Genomic DNA, 17483 nt, shown 5'->3' on the forward strand with positions numbered 1-17483 from the left:
GTCTTAACCTCGAGCGTCTTCAACACTGGCGGCCAGAATGGCCAGAACCAGTTGCTGGAAATCCAGACCGGCCGCACGAGCCGCCATCGGTACCAGACTGTGATCGGTCATGCCCGGTGCGGTGTTCACTTCCAGGAACCAGAACTGCCCGTCGGCGTCCTGCATCACGTCCGCCCTGCCCCAACCGGCAATACCCAGCGCCTCACAGGCCTTGGCCGTGAGATCCATGAGTTCCTGTTCCTTGGCGGCATCCAGCCCGCAGGGAATGCGGTACTGGGTATCGTTGGCGATGTACTTGGCGTCGTAGTCGTAGAACGTGTGCGGTGTACCCAGGGCGATAGGAGGCAACACCTGGTCACGCAGGGTGGCGATGGTGAACTCCGGACCTTGAATCCATTGCTCAACCAAGACTTGCGAATCGTAGGTACTGGCCGCTTTCCATGCGTCGATCAACTCGGACGCAGAACTCACTTTGGCCATCCCGATACTTGAACCTTCATGCGCGGGTTTGACGATCAAAGGGAAGCCCAGTTCCGTCGCCGCCGAAATACAATCGGCTTCGCTGCACAGCACGGCGTGACGCGGCGTCGGAATCCCGAGGCTGTGCCAGACCTGCTTGGTGCGCAGTTTGTCCATGGCCAATGCCGAGGCCAGAATGCCACTGCCGGTGTACGGAATGCCCGCCACTTCGAGCAGGCCCTGCATGGAGCCGTCTTCACCGCCACGGCCGTGAAGAATGATGAAGGCGCGGTCGATCTTTTCGCTGAGCAGACGTTGCAGAATGTCGTCGCCAACGTCGATGCCGAACGCGTCCACGCCAGCACTTTGCAGCGCGTCGAGCACGGCGTTACCGGATTTCAGCGAAACCTCACGCTCGGCACTCAGGCCACCGAAGAGCACGGCGACACGGCCGAAGTCTTTCGGCGCGATCGTGGAGAACAGGTTGGCGTAGGCAGCAGTCATTTCAACTTCCCCTCGACCGACGCCGCCACGGCGCCAGCGAACAATTCACTTTTCAACAGCTTCGGCGCGAGACCGCCGATATCACCAGCGCCCTGGCACAGCAGGATGTCGCCGGCACGCAGCAATGGCTTGACCAGCGGCGCCAGATCGACGCCACGCTCGATGTAGATCGGATCGAGCTGACCGCGCTGACGGATGCTGTTGCACAGCTTGCGGCTGTCGGCACCCGGGATCGGCTCTTCGCCGGCCGGATAGACTTCCATCAGCAGCAGCACGTTGGCATCGGCCAGTACATTGACGAAGTCGTCGTACAAATCGCGGGTGCGGCTGTAACGGTGTGGCTGGTAGACCATCACCAGACGGCGCTCCGGCCAGCCACCGCGTACGGCTTTGATCACGGCAGCGACTTCGGTCGGGTGGTGACCGTAGTCGTCGACCAGCATCACGTTGCCGCCGTCCACCGGCAGTTCGCCGTAGACCTGGAAGCGTCGACCAACGCCCTGAAAGCCCGACAGGCCCTGGACGATGGCTTCATCGCTGACGCCTTCGTCGGTGGCGATGCAAATGGTCGCCAGCGAGTTGAGGACGTTGTGATTGCCCGGCATGTTCACGGAAACATCCAGCGGCTCACGATCCGGACGCAGCACAGTGAAGAAGGTCTGCATGCCTTGCTGGCGGATATTGATCGCACGCACGTCAGCGTCTTCGCTGAAGCCGTAAGTCACGGTCGGACGTTTCACCAGCGGCAGAATTTCACGCACCACCGGATCGTCCAGGCACATCACTGCCAAACCGTAGAACGGCAGGTTGTGCAGGAACTCGACGAAGGTCTTCTTCAGTTTGTTGAAGTCACCGTCGTAGGTCGCCATGTGGTCGGCGTCGATGTTGGTGACCACGGCCACCAGCGGTTGCAGGTGCAGGAAGCTCGCATCGCTTTCATCGGCCTCGGCGATCAGGTAACGGCTGGTGCCGAGCTGGGCATTGGTGCCCGCCGCGTTCAGACGACCACCAATCACGAACGTCGGATCCAGACCACCGGCGGCGAACACCGAAGCGATCAGGCTGGTGGTGGTGGTTTTGCCGTGGGTACCGGCGACGGCGATGCCGTGGCGATAGCGCATCAGCTCGGCGAGCATTTCCGCCCGCGGTACAACCGGAATACGACGCTCAAGCGCGTTCGCCACTTCCGGGTTGGAGGTGTTCACAGCGCTCGACACCACCAGCACATCGGCAGCAGCGGCGTTCTCGGCACGGTGGCCGATGAAGATGTGCGCGCCGAACGATTCCAGACGCTCGGTCACCGGCGAAGCTTTCAGGTCGGAACCGGAGACTTCATAGCCCAGGTTCAACAACACTTCGGCAATCCCGCACATGCCCACGCCGCCGATGCCGACGAAGTGGATGCGACGGATGCGGCGCATTTCCGGTTGTGGCATGGCTTTCTGATTCTCAACCATGGGCCACCTCCAGACAGGTATCGACCACGCTACGGGTGGCATCGGGTTTCGCCAGACGGCGGGCCGCTTGGGCCATTTCTTCGAGTCGTTGCGGTTGCATCAAGACCTCTGTCAGGCGCGCGGCAAGGTCCGCGGCACCAGTCGTTCTTTGCGGCATCAGGAAGGCTGCGCCTTCGCGGGCCAAATAATCGGCGTTGCGGGTCTGGTGATCGTCGATCGCGTGGGGCAAAGGCACCAGTATCGAGGGCAGACCGGCGGCAGCCAGCTCACTGATGGTCAACGCGCCTGCGCGGCACACCACCAGGTCAGCCCAGCCATAGGCCTGGGCCATGTCTTTGATGAACGGCTGCACCTGCGCATCGACGCCGGCGGCGCGGTAGCGCTCTGCAGTCACTTCATCGTGGTTTTTGCCGGCCTGATGAAACACTTCCGGGCGCAAATCGGCAGCGACTTGGGCCAAGGCTTCAGGCAGCAACTTGTTCAACGGTTCTGCACCCAAGCTTCCGCCGAGGATCAGCAAACGCGCTTTGCGACCGGCCAGGGCAGGTCGCGATGTATCGAGGAACAGCTCGCTGCGCACCGGGTTTCCGGTGGTACGGCGGGTGTCCGACAGAGTAAAGGTGTCGGGGAACGCTTCACACACCCGAGCGGCGAACGGCACCAGCAACCGATTGGCGGTGCCGGCCACGGCGTTCTGCTCGTGCACGATCACCGGCACGCCGGCCAGTTTCGCGGCGAGGCCACCGGGGCCAGTCACATATCCACCGAAGCCGACCACACACACCGGCTTCAAGCGACGAATGATCGCCCGCGCCTGCCACACCGATTTCAGCAGCATGAACGGCGCCTTGAGCAGCGACAGCTTGCCCTTGCCGCGCAGGCCGGTGGCGTTGATGCGGTGTAGCTCCAACCCTGCGGCCGGGACCAGTTCGTTTTCAATGCCGCGTGGCGTGCCGAGCCAGTGCACGGTGTAGCCGCGCGCCTGAAACTCGCGGGCACAAGCCAGCGCCGGGAACACGTGGCCGCCGGTTCCGCCGGCCATGATCAATACGTTAGCGCCCATGATTCGGCTCCTCAGCGAAGTCGCTCTCATGGAATTCCATTTCTTCACTGCCCAAATGGGTTCGACTCTCCCACTCGATCCTCAATAACAAGCCCAGGCAGGCACAGCAGATCACCAACGAGCTGCCGCCATAACTGAGGAACGGCAAGGTCAGACCTTTGGTTGGCAGCAGGCCGACGTTCACGCCGATGTTGATCAGGAACTGACCAATCCACAGGAACGACAAGCCGTACGCCACGTAAGCGGCGAAGAACTGTTTGGCCTTCTCGGCCCACAAGCCGATGTACATGCCGCGAATACACACGAACACGAACAGCGCGACCGTGCACAGCGAACCGACGGCGCCGAGCTCTTCAGCGAGAACCGAGAACACGAAGTCGGTGTGCGCTTCCGGCAGGTAGAACTGTTTCTGCACGCTGTTGCCAAGGCCGACGCCGAGCCACTCACCGCGACCGAACGCGATCAACGCTTGCGACAACTGATAGCCGGCGCCGAACTGGTCGGCCCACGGGTCAGCGAAGTTGGTCAGACGCGCCATACGATACGGCTGCATCTGAATCAGCAAGACCACCGCTCCGACCGCCAACACCACCATCAGCGAGAAGCGGAACAACCCGACCCCACCAAGGAACAGCATGGCCGCCGCAGCACCCATCATCACCACAGTGGCACCGAAGTCCGGCTCCATCAGCAGCAGACCCGCCATCGGCAGCAGCACGATGAACGGCTTGAAGAAGCCCATCCAGCTTTCACGTACTTCCTTCTGACGCCGCACCAGATAACCGGCGAGGTAGATCACCACGAATACCTTGGCGATTTCCGACGGCTGCACGTTGAAGAAGCTGAACCCGATCCAGCGCATCGAACCGTTAACTTCGCGCCCGATGCCGGGAATGATCACCATCACCAGCAAGCCGAACGCACCGATCAGCATCAGCCAGCCAAGACGTTGCCAGGTGGCGATCGGAATCATCATGGTGACGATGCACGCGCCCAGGCCCAGCACCACATAAATAAGGTGGCGGATCATGTAATACAGCGGGCTGCCTGACTGCGCGGCTGCCACTTCAGTGGACGCCGAGGCGATCATGATCAAACCGAGACCGAGCAGCGCCAGGCAACCGGCGAGCATCGGGAAATCGAGGTCGATACCGCGCCCGGTGATGATCGGCGACGGATACGGTTTGATGATATTGCGCAGGCTCATGCCAGTTCCTCCACAGCGCGGACGAACTGGTGACCACGGTCTTCATAATTCTTGAACATGTCGAAACTGGCGCAGGCCGGCGACAGCAGCACCACATCACCCGGCTGGGCGGCGGCACGGCATTGCGCAACGGCGTCGACCAGCGAGGTCGCACGAATCAACGGCACGGCATCACCGACGGCTTCACCGATCTTGTCGGAGTCGCGGCCCATCAGGATAACGGCACGGCAGTTGGCCGCCACCGGATCACGCAGATCGTTGAATTCGGCACCCTTGCCATCGCCACCGGCAATCAGGATGACCTTGCCGTCGATGTCCGCACCGAGGCCTTCGATGGCGGCCAGAGCGGCGCCGACGTTGGTCGCTTTGGAGTCGTTGTAGTACGCCACGCCGTCGAGATCACGCACCCACTGACAGCGATGTTCGAGGCCGGCGAAGGTGCGCAGGGCCGAGAGCATGGCGTCGAACGGCAAGCCCACGGCATGCCCCAGCGCCAATGCCGCGAGGGCGTTGGACTGGTTGTGCGCGCCACGAATCTTAAGTTCACGCACCGGCATCAGGTTGTGGAATTCGAAGGCCAGATACTTCTCGCCATCTTCTTCGCGGATACCGAAGGCCTTGAAATCCGGTTTGCTCAGGCCGAAGGTCCAGCACGGCTGCCCCTCGCCCATCAACGGACGGCTCAGCGCATCCTGACGGTTGACCACAAACTGCCTGGCGCCACGGAAGATCCGGTGCTTGGCCAGATGGTACGCCGGCAGACCGCTGTAGCGATCCATGTGGTCTTCGCTGATGTTCAGCACGGTGGCCACTTCAGCGTTGAGCTGGTCGGTGGTTTCCAGCTGGAAACTCGACAGCTCCATCACGTACAGCTCGACGTCGTCGCTGAGCAGGTCCAGCGCCGGGGTACCGAGGTTGCCGCCGACGGCGACGCGTTTGCCGGCCGCAGCCGCCATCTCGCCGACCAGGGTGGTGACGGTGCTTTTCGCGTTGGAACCGCTGATGGCCACGATCGGCGCCTGCGCGTTACGCGCGAACAGCTCGATGTCACCGGACAGTTTCACGCCACGGGCCGCAGCGGCTTGCAGGGCCGGGGTCGCCAGCGCCAGGCCGGGGCTCACGTAGAGCTCGTCGGCACGGCACAGGAATTCGACGTCCAGCTCGCCACAACGCACTTCCACGTGCGGATAGTCACGCTTGAGCGTGGCCAGTTCCGGTGGATTTTCCCGCGTGTCCGCCACGGCAAACGACGTGCCCCGGTTCGCCAGGAAGCGAACCAGGGACATGCCGCTCTTGCCGAGGCCGACAACGATGCGGAAGTGGTCAGAAGCGATCAGAGACACTCGTTCTACCTCAGCTTCAGGGTGGCAAGGCCGATCAGCACGAGAATCACGGTGATGATCCAGAAACGGACGATCACGCGCGGCTCGGGCCAGCCCTTGAGTTCAAAATGGTGGTGGATCGGTGCCATGCGGAACACACGGCGACCGGTCAGCTTAAAGGACGCAACCTGAATGACGACTGACAGGGTTTCCATCACGAACACACCGCCCATGATGAACAGGACGATTTCCTGACGGACGATCACCGCGATGGTGCCCAGTGCCGCGCCGAGAGCCAGTGCACCGACGTCGCCCATGAACACTTGCGCCGGATAGGTGTTGAACCACAGGAAGCCGAGGCCGGCACCGATCAGCGCACCGCAGAACACGATCAGTTCACCCGCGCCCGGCACGTAAGGGATCAACAGGTATTCAGCGAATTTCACGTTACCCGACAGGTAGCAGAAGATGCCGAGGCCACCGCCAACCATTACGGTCGGCATGATCGCCAGGCCATCGAGGCCGTCAGTCAGGTTGACCGCGTTGCTCGAACCGACGATCACAAAGTAAGTCAGCACGATGAAACCAAGGCCCAGCGGAATGCTGTAGTCCTTGAGCATCGGCAGAATCAGCGTGGTTTCCACCGGAGTGGAAGCAGTCATATAGAGGAAGATCGCCGCGCCGAGGCCAAACACCGATTGCCAGAAATACTTCCAGCGGCTCGGCAAGCCACGGGAGTTCTTCTCGATGACTTTGCGGTAATCGTCGACCCAACCGATGGCGCCGAACAGCAGGGTCACCAGCAAAACGGTCCAGACATAACGGTTGCTCAGGTCAGCCCAGAGCAAGGTGCTGACGCCGATCGAAGACAAAATCAGGGCGCCGCCCATGGTCGGCGTGCCCGACTTGGACAGGTGCGATTGCGGACCGTCGTTACGCACGGACTGGCCGATCTGACGGTTCTGCAAAGTGCGGATCATCCACGGGCCATAGCACAGCGACAAAACCAGCGCGGTCAGCACACCGAGAATCCCGCGCAGGGTCAGGTACTGAAAGACCGCGAAGCCTTTGTAGAACTGTTGCAGATACTCCGCTAGCAGCAGCAGCATTAATGTTTCTCCAGACTGGACCCGCACAGAGCCGCAACGATGTTTTCCATCGCTGCACTGCGCGAACCCTTGATCAAAATGGTGGTGTTTGTGTCCTGCTCGGCGTCGAGGGCCTGAATCAGTTCGGCTTGCGTGCCGAAGTGATGCGCCTGTTCACCGAATGCGTTTACGGCGTGAACCATGTTTGGCCCGACTGCGTAAAGCGCGGAAACCTTGCCCCGGGCGTACTCGCCCACGTCGCGGTGCCCCTGCTCCGCCCAATCGCCCAACTCGCCGATATCTCCGAGCACCAGGACGGTGCGGCCGGAAAAGCCGGCGAGTATATCAACGGCAGCGCACATCGAGGTGGGGTTTGCGTTGTAAGTGTCATCGATCACGCGCATACCGTTTTTCGCCAGTTGCGCAACGGTGCGCCCCTTGACCGGTTGCACGGCGCCAAGCCCGGTGGCGATGCCGAACAGCGACACGCCCAAGGCGTGAGCGGCAGCAGCGGCGGCCATGGAGTTGGCGACGTTATGGGTGCCGAGCAGGTTCAGTTGAACGCGCTCGACACCTTCAGGTGTGTGCAGATTGAAGGCTGGGCAACCACGGGCATCGGTGCTCAGATCGCTGGCGTAGAAGTCCGCCTGAGTGTTGCTCAGGGCGAAGGTCAGCACTTTGCGCGCGCCGGCACGGGTCTTCCAGATACCGAAGGCCTTGTCATCGAGATTGAGCACGGCGATGCCGTCAGCTGCCAGACCGTCGATGATTTCACCTTTGGCTTCGACGATTTTTTCCGGCCCGCCAAACTCACCGACGTGCGCGGTGCCGGCATTGTTCAGGATCGCCACGTGCGGCTTGGTCAGGCCAACGGTGTAAGCGATCTCACCCAGACGCGAGGCGCCCAGTTCGATCACCGCCGAAGTGTGTTCCGGGGCCAGTTCGAGCAGGGTCAGTGGTGCGCCGAGGTCGTTGTTCAGATTGCCACGGGTCGCCAGCACCGGGCCGCGCGTGCGCAGGATGCTCGCGAGCATTTCCTTGACCGTGGTCTTGCCGCTGGAACCAGTGATCGCTGCGACTGGCTGAGTGAAGGCGGCACGGTTCAGCGCGCCCAACTGGCCGAGGGCCTGACGGGTGTCTTTGACTAGCAATTGCGGCAGCGTACTGTCGGCGACTTCACGCTCGACCAGCGCGGCAACGGCGCCTTTGCCAGCGACATCGTTCAAATAGTCATGACCGTCGAAACGCGGGCCGGTCAAAGCAATAAACAGTTGGCCGGGCTGGATCGCGCGGCTGTCGATGCTGACGCCGTCGAAACTGGCATCACCAGCGATCAACCGCGCGTCTAGCGCGTTGGTCAACTCGCTGAGTTTCAGGGCCTTAAGCATGGGCCACCTCCCAAGCGGTCAGGGCGTGATCGGCCTCGACCAGATCAGAGAAGGCATGACGCACGCCGTTGATTTCCTGATAGTCCTCATGACCTTTACCGGCCAGGACAATCACGTCTTCGGCGGACGCGTTGGCAATCAGTTGCGCAATCGCCTGACCACGGCCGGCGACGAAGGTGACTTTATCCACAGCCGTGAAACCGGCGCGGATGTCATCGAAAATCACTGCAGGATCCTCGGTGCGCGGGTTGTCGTCGGTGACCAGCACTTGATCGGCCAGACGCTCGACCACTTCGGCCATCAACGGACGTTTGCCGCGATCACGGTCGCCGCCGCAGCCGAACAGGCACAGCAGTTGACCTTTGACGTGCGGGCGCAACGCGGTCAGGACTTTTTCCAGCGCGTCCGGGGTGTGGGCGTAATCGACCACCACCAATGGCTGCGTGCCGCCACCAAGACGCTGCATGCGCCCGGCCGGGCCTTCGAGTTTCGGCAGCACTTTGAGAATTTCGTCGAGCGCGTAATCCAGCCCAAGCAATGCACCGACTGCTGCCAGAACGTTGCTCAGGTTGAAACGGCCGAGCAGCGTGCTGCGCAGATGATGTTCGCCCTGCGGCGTGACCAGCGTGGCGCGCACACCGTGGTCGTCGAACTGCGCCTCACGGCAAAACAAGTAGGCAGTGCTGTCGAGCAGGCTGTAGGTGATCAGCCGCGATTCACGTTTTTCCGCGGCCAGTTGCCGGCCGAAATCGTCGTCGAGGTTAACCACGCGGCACTTCAGATCATTCCAGGCGAACAGCTTGGCCTTGGCCTCGGCGTAGGCTTCCATAGTGCCGTGATAGTCCAGATGATCGCGGGACAGGTTAGTCATCACCGCGACGTCGAACGCCAGCGCCGTCACGCGGCCCTGATCCAGACCGTGGGACGAGACTTCCATGGCCACGGCTTTGGCGCCGGCCTTTTTCAGGTCGCCCAAGGTCGCTTGCACGGCGATAGGATTCGGCGTGGTGTGCAGACCGCTTTCCAGTGCGCCATAGAAGCCGGAACCCAAGGTTCCGACGATGCCGCAATGCTGACCGAGCAGATCGAGCGCCTGCGCGACCAATTGAGTCACGCTGGTCTTGCCGTTGGTGCCGGTGACGCCGACCAGATTCAGGTGATGACTTGGCTCACCGTAGAAACGCCCGGCGATGTCCGACAACTGCGCCGCCAGGCCTTTGACCGGAATCAATGGCACGTCGGTGATCGGCAGCACGGTGGCGCCTTCGACTTCATAAGCTACAGCCGCCGCGCCGCGTTGCAGGGCATCGGCGATGTGTGCACGGCCATCGAATTTGCCGCCAGGCACAGCGAGGAACAGATCGCCCGCGCGTACGTTGCGGCTGTCCAGCGCCAATTCACGGATCAACAGATCGTGGCCGGCGTGGGGGAATATCTTGTTCAGACTTAATGACATCAGCCGCGCCCTCCATTGGCTTTCAGCGGAACGACCGGGGTAGCGTTGGCTTGTTGCGTCGTCGGCAGGTTGTCCGGCGTGACGTTCATCAGGCGCAAGGTGCCAGACATCACGCGGCTGAACACCGGTGCGGAAACCAGACCACCGAAGTAGCCGGCCTTGGACGGTTCGTCGATCACCACAACGATGGCGTAACGCGGATCGCTCATCGGGCCGAAGCCGGCGAACAGCGAGCGGTAGGAGTTTTCGGCGTAGCCCTTGGTGCCCACCGAGGTCTTACGCGCGGTACCCGACTTGCCGGCCACGTGATAGGCCGGCACCTGCGCACGGAACACTCCGCGCGGCGCCTCGATCACTTGGGTCAACATGCCTTGCATGGTTTTCGCGACGGCTTCGGGGAGCACTTGCGTGGTCTGCGGCGGTTTGTCGGTTTTGATCAGGGTCAACGGCGCGAGGCGACCGTTGTTGGCCAATGCCGAGAACGCATGAACCAACTGGATCGCGGTCACGGAAATACCGTAGCCGTACGACAGCGTCGCGGTTTCAGCCTTGCGCCACTCGCGATAATTCGGCAAGTTGCCGACACGTTCGCCCGGGAAGCCGAGGCCGGTGTCCTGGCCGAGACCGACTTTCTGCGCGAGACGGAAAATGGTTTCGCCGCCGATATCGAAGGCGACCTTACTCATGCCGACGTTACTGGAATTGATCAGGATGCCGGTCAGATCAAGCACCGGACCTTCGGTCTTGGAAACGTCCTTGATCGTGTACTTGCCGATCTGCAGGGAACCCGGATATACCTCGACGGTGTCACTCGGTTTCCAGCGACCGGTTTCGATCGCGGCGCTCATCGAGATGGCTTTCATGGTCGAACCCGGCTCGAACACGTCGATCATCGCGCGGTTACGCATCATTGCCGGCTGCAGATTGCGACGGTTGTTCGGGTTGTAGGTCGGCTGGTTGACCATGGCCAGAATCTCGCCGGTCTTGACGTCCATGATCACCAGACTGCCAGCCTTGGCGCCGTTCTCGATGATCGCGTTGCGCAGCTCGCGGTTGGCCAGGTATTGCAGACGCAGGTCAATGGACAACGCCAAGGGCTTGCCGGCCTTGGCGTTTTTGGTGACCTGGACATCCTTGATCAGCCGACCGCGCCGATCCTTGATGACCTGTCGTTTGCCCGGCACCCCGGCGAGCCATTCGTCATAAGCGAGTTCGACACCTTCGCGACCGTGGTCATCGATGTCGGTAAACCCGACCATGTGCGCGGTGACTTCACCGGCCGGGTAGAACCGGCGGAATTCTTCGATGCCGTAGACACCCGGCACTTTAAGGTCGAGCACAGACTGGCCTTGCTCGGGGGTCAGCCCGCGCACCAGGTAAATGAATTCTTTGTTGGCCTGAGCTTCGAGGCGCTCGGTCAGGGCTTTCGGGTCCTGACCCAGGGCGGCAGCGAGTGCCGGCCACTTCTCTTTCGCCGTTTGCATTTCCTTGGCGTTGGCCCACAGCGTGGTCACTGGAGTACTCACGGCCAAAGGCTCGCCGTTACGGTCGGTGATCAGACCACGGTGAGCCGGAATCGGGATGTGACGCAGACTGCGTGCATCGCCCTGACCTTTGAGGAAGTCACGGTCAACCACTTGCAGGTCGATGATGCGCCAGCAGATCGCCGCGACCATCACGCCGAGCAGCGCTACCATCAGGCGGAAGCGCCATGGGAACAGTGCGCCTTCGAGCTTCATCATGGCGCCACCATCTTCACGTCAGCCGCGCCGGGAATGTGCATTTTCAGTTGTTCGGTGGCCAGCACTTCGATGCGGCTGTGCGCGGTCCAGGTGCTTTGCTCAAGAATCAGACGACCCCACTCGGCCTGCGCCTTGTCGCGCACGCTGAGTTCGTTGTAAAGGGTGTTGAGCAACTGCCGGTTCCAGTGCGCGCTGTACGACACGGCGATGGCCGAGACGAGCACGCCGATGAACAGCAGCAGCATCAGAAAGCTGCCGCCGGGCAGTGGCTTGGCGAAAAGCTTGCTCACCGCAACTTCTCCGCGACGCGCATGACGGCGCTACGGGAACGTGGGTTGGCTTTGAGTTCGGCGTCGGAGGCCGTCTGCGCTTTGCCATGGACTTTGATTTTCGGTTCGAACGCGACGTGGCGAACCGGCAGGTTGCGCGGCAGGTTGTCGGCTTCGCCTTTCACCAGCTTGCGCATGAACAGTTTGACGATGCGGTCTTCCAGCGAGTGGAAGCTGATCACGACCAGACGACCGCCAATTTCCAGAGCGTCCAGCGCGGCTTCGAGGCCGGCTTCCAGATCACCCAATTCGTTGTTGACGTGAATACGCAAACCCTGGAATGCACGGGTGGCCGGGTTCTTGCCCTTTTCCCATGCCGGGTTGGCGACTTTCAATACTTCGGCCAGATCGGCGGTGCGCTCGAACGGCTTGATATCGCGACGCTCGGCGACGGCGCGAGCCATACGCCCGGAGAAACGTTCTTCGCCGTATTCCTTGAACACCCGGGCGATTTCCTCAGCCGGCGCGGTGTTGACGAATTCGGCAGCGCTGATGCCACGGGACGGATCCATGCGCATGTCGAGGGGGCCGTCGTTGAGGAAACTGAAGCCGCGCTCAGCGTCGTCGAGCTGCGGCGAAGACACGCCCAGATCGAGCAGAATACCGCTGACCTTGCCGCTCAGACCTTGTTCAGCGACGACGGAACCGAGCTCGGCAAAGCTGCGCTGCACAACGACAAAGCGGCCGTCTTCGGCCGCTAGCGTTTGCCCGGTGGCAATCGCTTGTGGATCTTTGTCGAATCCGATGAGCCGACCGTCCGTGCCGAGCTGGCTGAGGATCAACCGGCTGTGTCCGCCGCGCCCGAACGTGCCGTCCAGATAGCAGCCATCAGGACGTACGGCGAGAGCCTCGACGGCTTCGTCAAGCAGTACGGTGATGTGGTTAAAGCCGCTATCAATAGTCACAGGATCAAATCACGCAGTTCATCAGGCATCGCGCCCGGTTGTTGAATGGCAGCAAGGTCAGCGGCAGATACCGCGTTCCATGCATCCTCGTCCCACAATTGGAACTTGTTCAGTTGGCCTACCAGCATTGCGCGCTTATCGAGCTTGGCGTATTCGCGCAGACGCGGTGGAACCAGAAAACGACCACTGCCATCGAGCTCAAGGTCGACGGCATTACCAATAAGCAAACGTTGCAGGCGACGGTTCTCTTCGCGAAGCGAAGGGAGTGCGCGCAACTTGGTTTCAATAATTTCCCACTCGTCGAGCGGATAGACACACAGACACGGATCAACGGCATCAATGGTCACGATCAATTGGCCGGAACTACGCGAATCGAGCTCGTCACGGTACCGGCTCGGCATGGCGAGACGGCCCTTTGCATCGAGACTGATAGCGTTAGCTCCGCGAAACACGTCTGCGTTTCTCCAATTTTTATCGTTTTGAGCTCAAAAAACCCACTTCATGCCACTTTCCGCCACTTGCGCACACTATAGGAATGCGCCCACCACACCGTCAAGGCGCGGATTAAAGGAAAACCCTTACAGAACGGAGATTTAGGAGCTTAAAAGGAGGTGTAACGACAATCTGGCGCAGACTTTCGACCCATAACTTGATGCAGCACTGATAGCTGCGCTCGAAAGTTAAAGTGATTTGTTAAGAGTAAGATTTTTTCGGTATTACAAAAGCGCTTCTGCTGTTGATTGAAGCAAGGTGGGAAATGGCTATTACTGCGTTTGCCGCTGCCGAACTTTCAGAGCAGGCCTGCTGATATTACACAGCCCTGTTGCCAATGATTCAAGCAGGGAAAGAAAAAGGTGGAGAGTCGATCTGTAAGCCGGGTTCTGTCTTGAACAGTCATTCGTCTACGATGGCCATCACTGGACATCTTTAGCAACCTACCCGGTCCCAGCGCGGGCCACGCCTTGGGACCCTATTTGGTCTTGCTCCAAGTGGGGTTTACCTAGCCACGAACTGTTGCCAGACGTGCGGTGCGCTCTTACCGCACCTTTTCACCCTTACCGGCGCCGAAGCGCTTAGGCGGTTATTTTCTGTGGCACTTTCCGTAGGCTCACGCCTCCCAGGCATTACCTGGCACTTCGCCCTATGGAGCCCGGACTTTCCTCCCCCCCCTAATTTTCATAGAGGGCAGCGACTGTCCGATCGACTCTCCGCCGCGAAGGTTAACGGCAGAGCGCCCGAAGAACAAGCGCTAAAAGCCTCAAGACCGCTATGGGCGACGGCTTACACGCCTTTCTGTTTATCCAGCGCGACCTGATACAGCACGTTTTTGCGTTCGCCAGTGATCTGCGCTGCCAGCGCGGCGGCACGCTTGAGCGGCATCTCTTCAAGCAACAGATCGAGGATGCGCATCGCTTCGCTGCTGACGGCGTCTTCGGACTCCGGCGCCGTCCAGCCTGCCACCAACACTACGCATTCACCGCGCTGCTGGTTGCTGTCGGATTCGACGAACGCGCGCAGCTCAGCCAGCGGCAGACCTTTTAGCGTCTCGAAGGTTTTGGTGATTTCCCGGGCGAGCAATGCCTGACGCTCACCGCCGAACACTGCTTCCATATCCTGCAGGCATTCAAGAATGCGGTGCGGTGCTTCATAGAAGATCAATGTGCGCGGCTCTTCCTTGACGGCTTCCAGTCGCGCTTTGCGCCCGACCGATTTGGCCGGCAGAAAACCTTCGAAGATGAAGCGGTCGGACGGCAGACCGGCCGCCGACAGCGCGGCGATAAGGGCGCAGGCACCCGGCACCGGCACCACATTGATTCCAGCCGCACGAGCCTGGCGCACCAGGTGATAACCCGGATCGGAAATCAGCGGCGTGCCGGCATCGGAGATCAACGCGACGTTATCACCCGCCAGCAACCGGGTAATAAAGCGGCTACCTTCATCTCTTTCGTTATGTTCGTGACAAGCAGCCAGCGGCGTGCCAATCCCGAAGTGCTGCATCAGGCGCGCCGAGTGGCGGGTGTCCTCGGCTGCGATCAAGGCGACTTCGCGGAGAATCTTCAGGGCCCGGGCGCTGATGTCGTCCAGGTTGCCGATGGGCGTCGCCACCACATAAAGCGAGCCAGCAGCGGAATTCAGGGAACCTGGAGCAGTCAAAGCGCACACCTCGTGATTGGTAAAAGCGGCCATTGTAGCGCGTCACGAGGCTTGCGATGCGCCTCGACCCACCCTGGTTTTGCACGCCGTTGTGCGCCGCCGCAACATTTACTCCAGCTAAATTGTCCGATTCACGCCAGTAACATCGCGCCCCGGCCAGTGCTTGGGTACAATTCGACGCTAATTTGATCGAGTATCAGGAACACTTACATGATCGCTTGCCTGCGGCTGTTCACTGCCCTCTGCCTCGCTGCCCTGTTGGCGGCTTGCGCCAGCTCCCCTTCCTCCAGCCTTGGCGAACTTCCACGGACCCCGGATGCCAGCATCGAGCAACTGCTCGAACAGGCTACCCAGGCGAAAACCCCGGAAAAAGCCGCTCTGTTGCGCCTCAGCGCTGCGGATCTGGCTTACCGCCAGGGCAATGCCGGACAGTCCGCGCAAATCCTGCAACAAGTGCCGATGGAGCAACTCAAGCCAGGCCAGCAGATTTTCGCCAGCACCTTGAACGCTGAACTGGCGATGACTCGCAATCAGCCGAAAGCCGCGCTGACTGCCCTGAGCCACCCGAGTCTGCAACACTTGGGCGAAATGCCTGAAGAGCAGCAAGTGCGCACCGGCACCGTCCACGCCCGCGCCCTTGAGGCCGACGGCCAGACACTGGCTGCCGCTCGCGAGCGCGTATTCATCGCGCCGATGCTGCAAGGCGAAGCCGCAAGCAAGAACCACGAAGCGATCTGGACCCTCATTGGCTCGCTGCCAACCGATCAACTGCAACCGAACACCACCGACGACCTCGGCGGCTGGATGGGCCTGGCCATGGCGGTGAAATCCGCTGGCACTCTGGAACAGCAGCAAGCCGCGATCGACACCTGGCGTGCGCAGAATCCAAAGCACCCGGCCGCGATCAACCTGCCGCTGCCGCTGACCAAACTCAAGGAACTGGCCAGCCAGCCGCTGAGCAAAATCGCCCTGCTGCTGCCACAGGATGGCCCTCTGGCCGCTGTCGGCAAGGCACTGCGTGAAGGCTTCATGGCTGCGCACTATCAGGCGCAACAGGCCGGACAGAAGCCGCCAGCGATCGAGTTCTACGACAGCTCCAAGCTGACCTCGATGGACGAGTTCTACCGCAAGGCTCAGGCTGATGGCGTGCAACTGGTCGTTGGCCCACTGGAAAAACCACTGGTCAAACAGCTGAGCACTCGCCCGCAACTGCCGATCACCACCCTCGCGCTGAACTACAGCGAAGGCGATCAAGGCCCGGCGCAACTGTTCCAGTTTGGTCTGGCCGCCGAAGACGAAGCCCGCGAAGTTTCGCGCCGCGCCCGTGCCGATGGTCTGCACCGCGCCGCGATCATGGTGCCGAAAGGCGAATGGGGCGACCGCGTACTGCGCGCTTTCAGCCAGGACTGGCAAGCCAACGGTGGCAGCATCGTCGCCACCGAACGCGTTGATCAGCCGGTGCAACTGGCCCAGCAGATCGCCGACATGTTCCAACTGCGCCAAAGCGAAGCCCGCGCCAAGAGCCTGCAGAATGCTGCCGGTACCAACGTTGCCGCGCAGCCGTCGCGTCGTCAGGACATCGAATTCATCTTCCTCGCCGCCACGCCGCAACAGGCACAGCAGATCAAGCCGACCCTGAACTTCCAGTACGCCGGTGACGTTCCGGTTTACGCGACCTCGCACGTTTACAGCGCCAGCGGCGACGTGAATCAGTACAACGACATGAACGGCATTCGCTTCTGCGAAACCCCATGGCTGCTGGACAACAGCGATCCACTGCGTCAGCAAGTGGTTGCGCAATGGCCGCAAGCCGCCGGTAGCCTCGGTCGCCTGTACGCGATGGGTGTGGATGCCTACCGCTTGGCTCCGCGCCTGGGTCAACTCAAGGCCCTGCCGGACAGCCGCATTGACGGTGAGTCGGGCAGCCTCGGCATGACCCAGACCCAGCGTGTTGTGCGTCAGCTACCTTGGGCGCAGTTCGTCAGCGGTCAGGTTCAGCGCCTGCCGGACACCCCGCGCTGATGCCTGACAGGTCACGCTCGCAAAGCGGTAAGGATGCCGAGCGCCAGGCGCTCGAGCATCTGCAACAACAAGGTCTGCGCCTGCTGGCGCAGAACTGGTTTTGTAAACGCGGCGAGCTTGATCTGGTCATGCTTGATGGCGATACAGTAGTATTCGTTGAAGTTCGCTACAGAAAAAACACTCAATGGGGTGGCGCGCTCGCTAGCATCGATGGGCGCAAGCAGCAGAAACTGATTTTCACTGCGCAGTATTTTCTTCAGCGCGAGTCGCGTTGGGCCAATTCCCCCTGCCGCTTCGACGTGGTGGCCATCGACAGCCATCCGGATCAGCTGAACTGGTTGCAGAATGCTTTCGACAGTTGATCGCCGGCGTTGCGACCCGGACAAT

15 protein-coding genes and 1 other RNA gene are annotated in these 17483 nt (G+C 61.1%); 2 read left to right on the top strand and 14 right to left on the bottom strand.

The annotated features are described in order from the left end of the window. Nucleotides 1-3: 3 nt before the first annotated feature. From RMV17_RS24315 to rsmI, 14 genes are all read right to left on the bottom strand, one after another. Nucleotides 4-963, bottom strand: a complete 960-nt coding sequence (locus RMV17_RS24315; protein WP_095123205.1) for a D-alanine--D-alanine ligase — start codon at nt 961-963, stop codon at nt 4-6. Further along, nucleotides 960-2420: a UDP-N-acetylmuramate--L-alanine ligase gene (murC, locus tag RMV17_RS24320; RefSeq protein ID WP_016987574.1), complete on the bottom strand. Its 1461-nt coding sequence runs from the start codon at nt 2418-2420 to the stop codon at nt 960-962. Before murC ends, RMV17_RS24315 begins: the two co-directional genes overlap by 4 nt. Beyond that, complete coding sequence (gene murG, locus RMV17_RS24325; protein WP_311883143.1) at nt 2413-3483, bottom strand: undecaprenyldiphospho-muramoylpentapeptide beta-N-acetylglucosaminyltransferase; 1071 nt, start codon at nt 3481-3483, stop codon at nt 2413-2415. The genes murC and murG overlap by 8 nt, the downstream gene beginning before the upstream one ends. After that, nucleotides 3473-4690 (bottom strand): putative lipid II flippase FtsW, encoded by a 1218-nt coding sequence (gene ftsW / locus RMV17_RS24330; protein WP_007916996.1) that lies wholly within the window; start codon nt 4688-4690, stop codon nt 3473-3475. The genes murG and ftsW overlap by 11 nt, the downstream gene beginning before the upstream one ends. Beyond that, nucleotides 4687-6033, bottom strand: a complete 1347-nt coding sequence (gene murD, locus RMV17_RS24335; RefSeq protein WP_311883144.1) for a UDP-N-acetylmuramoyl-L-alanine--D-glutamate ligase — start codon at nt 6031-6033, stop codon at nt 4687-4689. Before murD ends, ftsW begins: the two co-directional genes overlap by 4 nt. Nucleotides 6034-6038: 5 nt before the next feature. Then, nucleotides 6039-7121, bottom strand: a complete 1083-nt coding sequence (gene mraY, locus RMV17_RS24340; protein ID WP_007917000.1) for a phospho-N-acetylmuramoyl-pentapeptide-transferase — start codon at nt 7119-7121, stop codon at nt 6039-6041. Next, the gene (murF, locus tag RMV17_RS24345) at nt 7121-8488 is read right to left on the bottom strand and encodes a UDP-N-acetylmuramoyl-tripeptide--D-alanyl-D-alanine ligase (RefSeq protein WP_034156474.1); all 1368 of its coding nucleotides are present in this window, start codon (nt 8486-8488) and stop codon (nt 7121-7123) included. Before murF ends, mraY begins: the two co-directional genes overlap by 1 nt. Continuing rightward, the gene (locus RMV17_RS24350; RefSeq protein WP_311883149.1) at nt 8481-9944 is read right to left on the bottom strand and encodes a UDP-N-acetylmuramoyl-L-alanyl-D-glutamate--2,6-diaminopimelate ligase; all 1464 of its coding nucleotides are present in this window, start codon (nt 9942-9944) and stop codon (nt 8481-8483) included. The genes murF and RMV17_RS24350 overlap by 8 nt, the downstream gene beginning before the upstream one ends. Then, the gene (locus RMV17_RS24355) at nt 9944-11683 is read right to left on the bottom strand and encodes a penicillin-binding protein 2 (RefSeq protein ID WP_311887086.1); all 1740 of its coding nucleotides are present in this window, start codon (nt 11681-11683) and stop codon (nt 9944-9946) included. The genes RMV17_RS24350 and RMV17_RS24355 overlap by 1 nt, the downstream gene beginning before the upstream one ends. Next, entirely contained in the window at nt 11683-11976 is a 294-nt protein-coding gene (gene ftsL / locus RMV17_RS24360) for a cell division protein FtsL (protein ID WP_007917008.1), read from the bottom strand. The genes RMV17_RS24355 and ftsL overlap by 1 nt, the downstream gene beginning before the upstream one ends. Next, nucleotides 11973-12920, bottom strand: coding sequence for a 16S rRNA (cytosine(1402)-N(4))-methyltransferase RsmH (gene rsmH / locus RMV17_RS24365; protein WP_008082779.1), 948 nt, complete (start codon nt 12918-12920; stop codon nt 11973-11975). Before rsmH ends, ftsL begins: the two co-directional genes overlap by 4 nt. Further along, nucleotides 12917-13372, bottom strand: a complete 456-nt coding sequence (gene mraZ, locus RMV17_RS24370; protein ID WP_007917012.1) for a division/cell wall cluster transcriptional repressor MraZ — start codon at nt 13370-13372, stop codon at nt 12917-12919. The genes rsmH and mraZ overlap by 4 nt, the downstream gene beginning before the upstream one ends. A gap of 402 nt (nt 13373-13774) precedes the next feature. Beyond that, nucleotides 13775-14128: RNase P RNA component class A (rnpB, locus tag RMV17_RS24375), an RNA gene on the bottom strand. Nucleotides 14129-14201: 73 nt separating this feature from the next. Then, nucleotides 14202-15107, bottom strand: a complete 906-nt coding sequence (gene rsmI, locus RMV17_RS24380; protein ID WP_311883151.1) for a 16S rRNA (cytidine(1402)-2'-O)-methyltransferase — start codon at nt 15105-15107, stop codon at nt 14202-14204. A 177-nt stretch (nt 15108-15284) separates the two neighbouring features. Between rsmI and RMV17_RS24385 the strand changes: the two genes are divergently transcribed. Then, nucleotides 15285-17096: a penicillin-binding protein activator gene (locus RMV17_RS24385; RefSeq protein ID WP_242206798.1), complete on the top strand. Its 1812-nt coding sequence runs from the start codon at nt 15285-15287 to the stop codon at nt 17094-17096. Beyond that, the gene (locus tag RMV17_RS24390; protein WP_311883154.1) at nt 17096-17458 is read left to right on the top strand and encodes a YraN family protein; all 363 of its coding nucleotides are present in this window, start codon (nt 17096-17098) and stop codon (nt 17456-17458) included. The genes RMV17_RS24385 and RMV17_RS24390 overlap by 1 nt, the downstream gene beginning before the upstream one ends. Nucleotides 17459-17483 lie beyond the last annotated feature (25 nt).

This window comes from Pseudomonas sp. VD-NE ins (assembly GCF_031882575.1).
GTDB classification, from domain to species: domain Bacteria; phylum Pseudomonadota; class Gammaproteobacteria; order Pseudomonadales; family Pseudomonadaceae; genus Aquipseudomonas; species Aquipseudomonas fluorescens_BZ.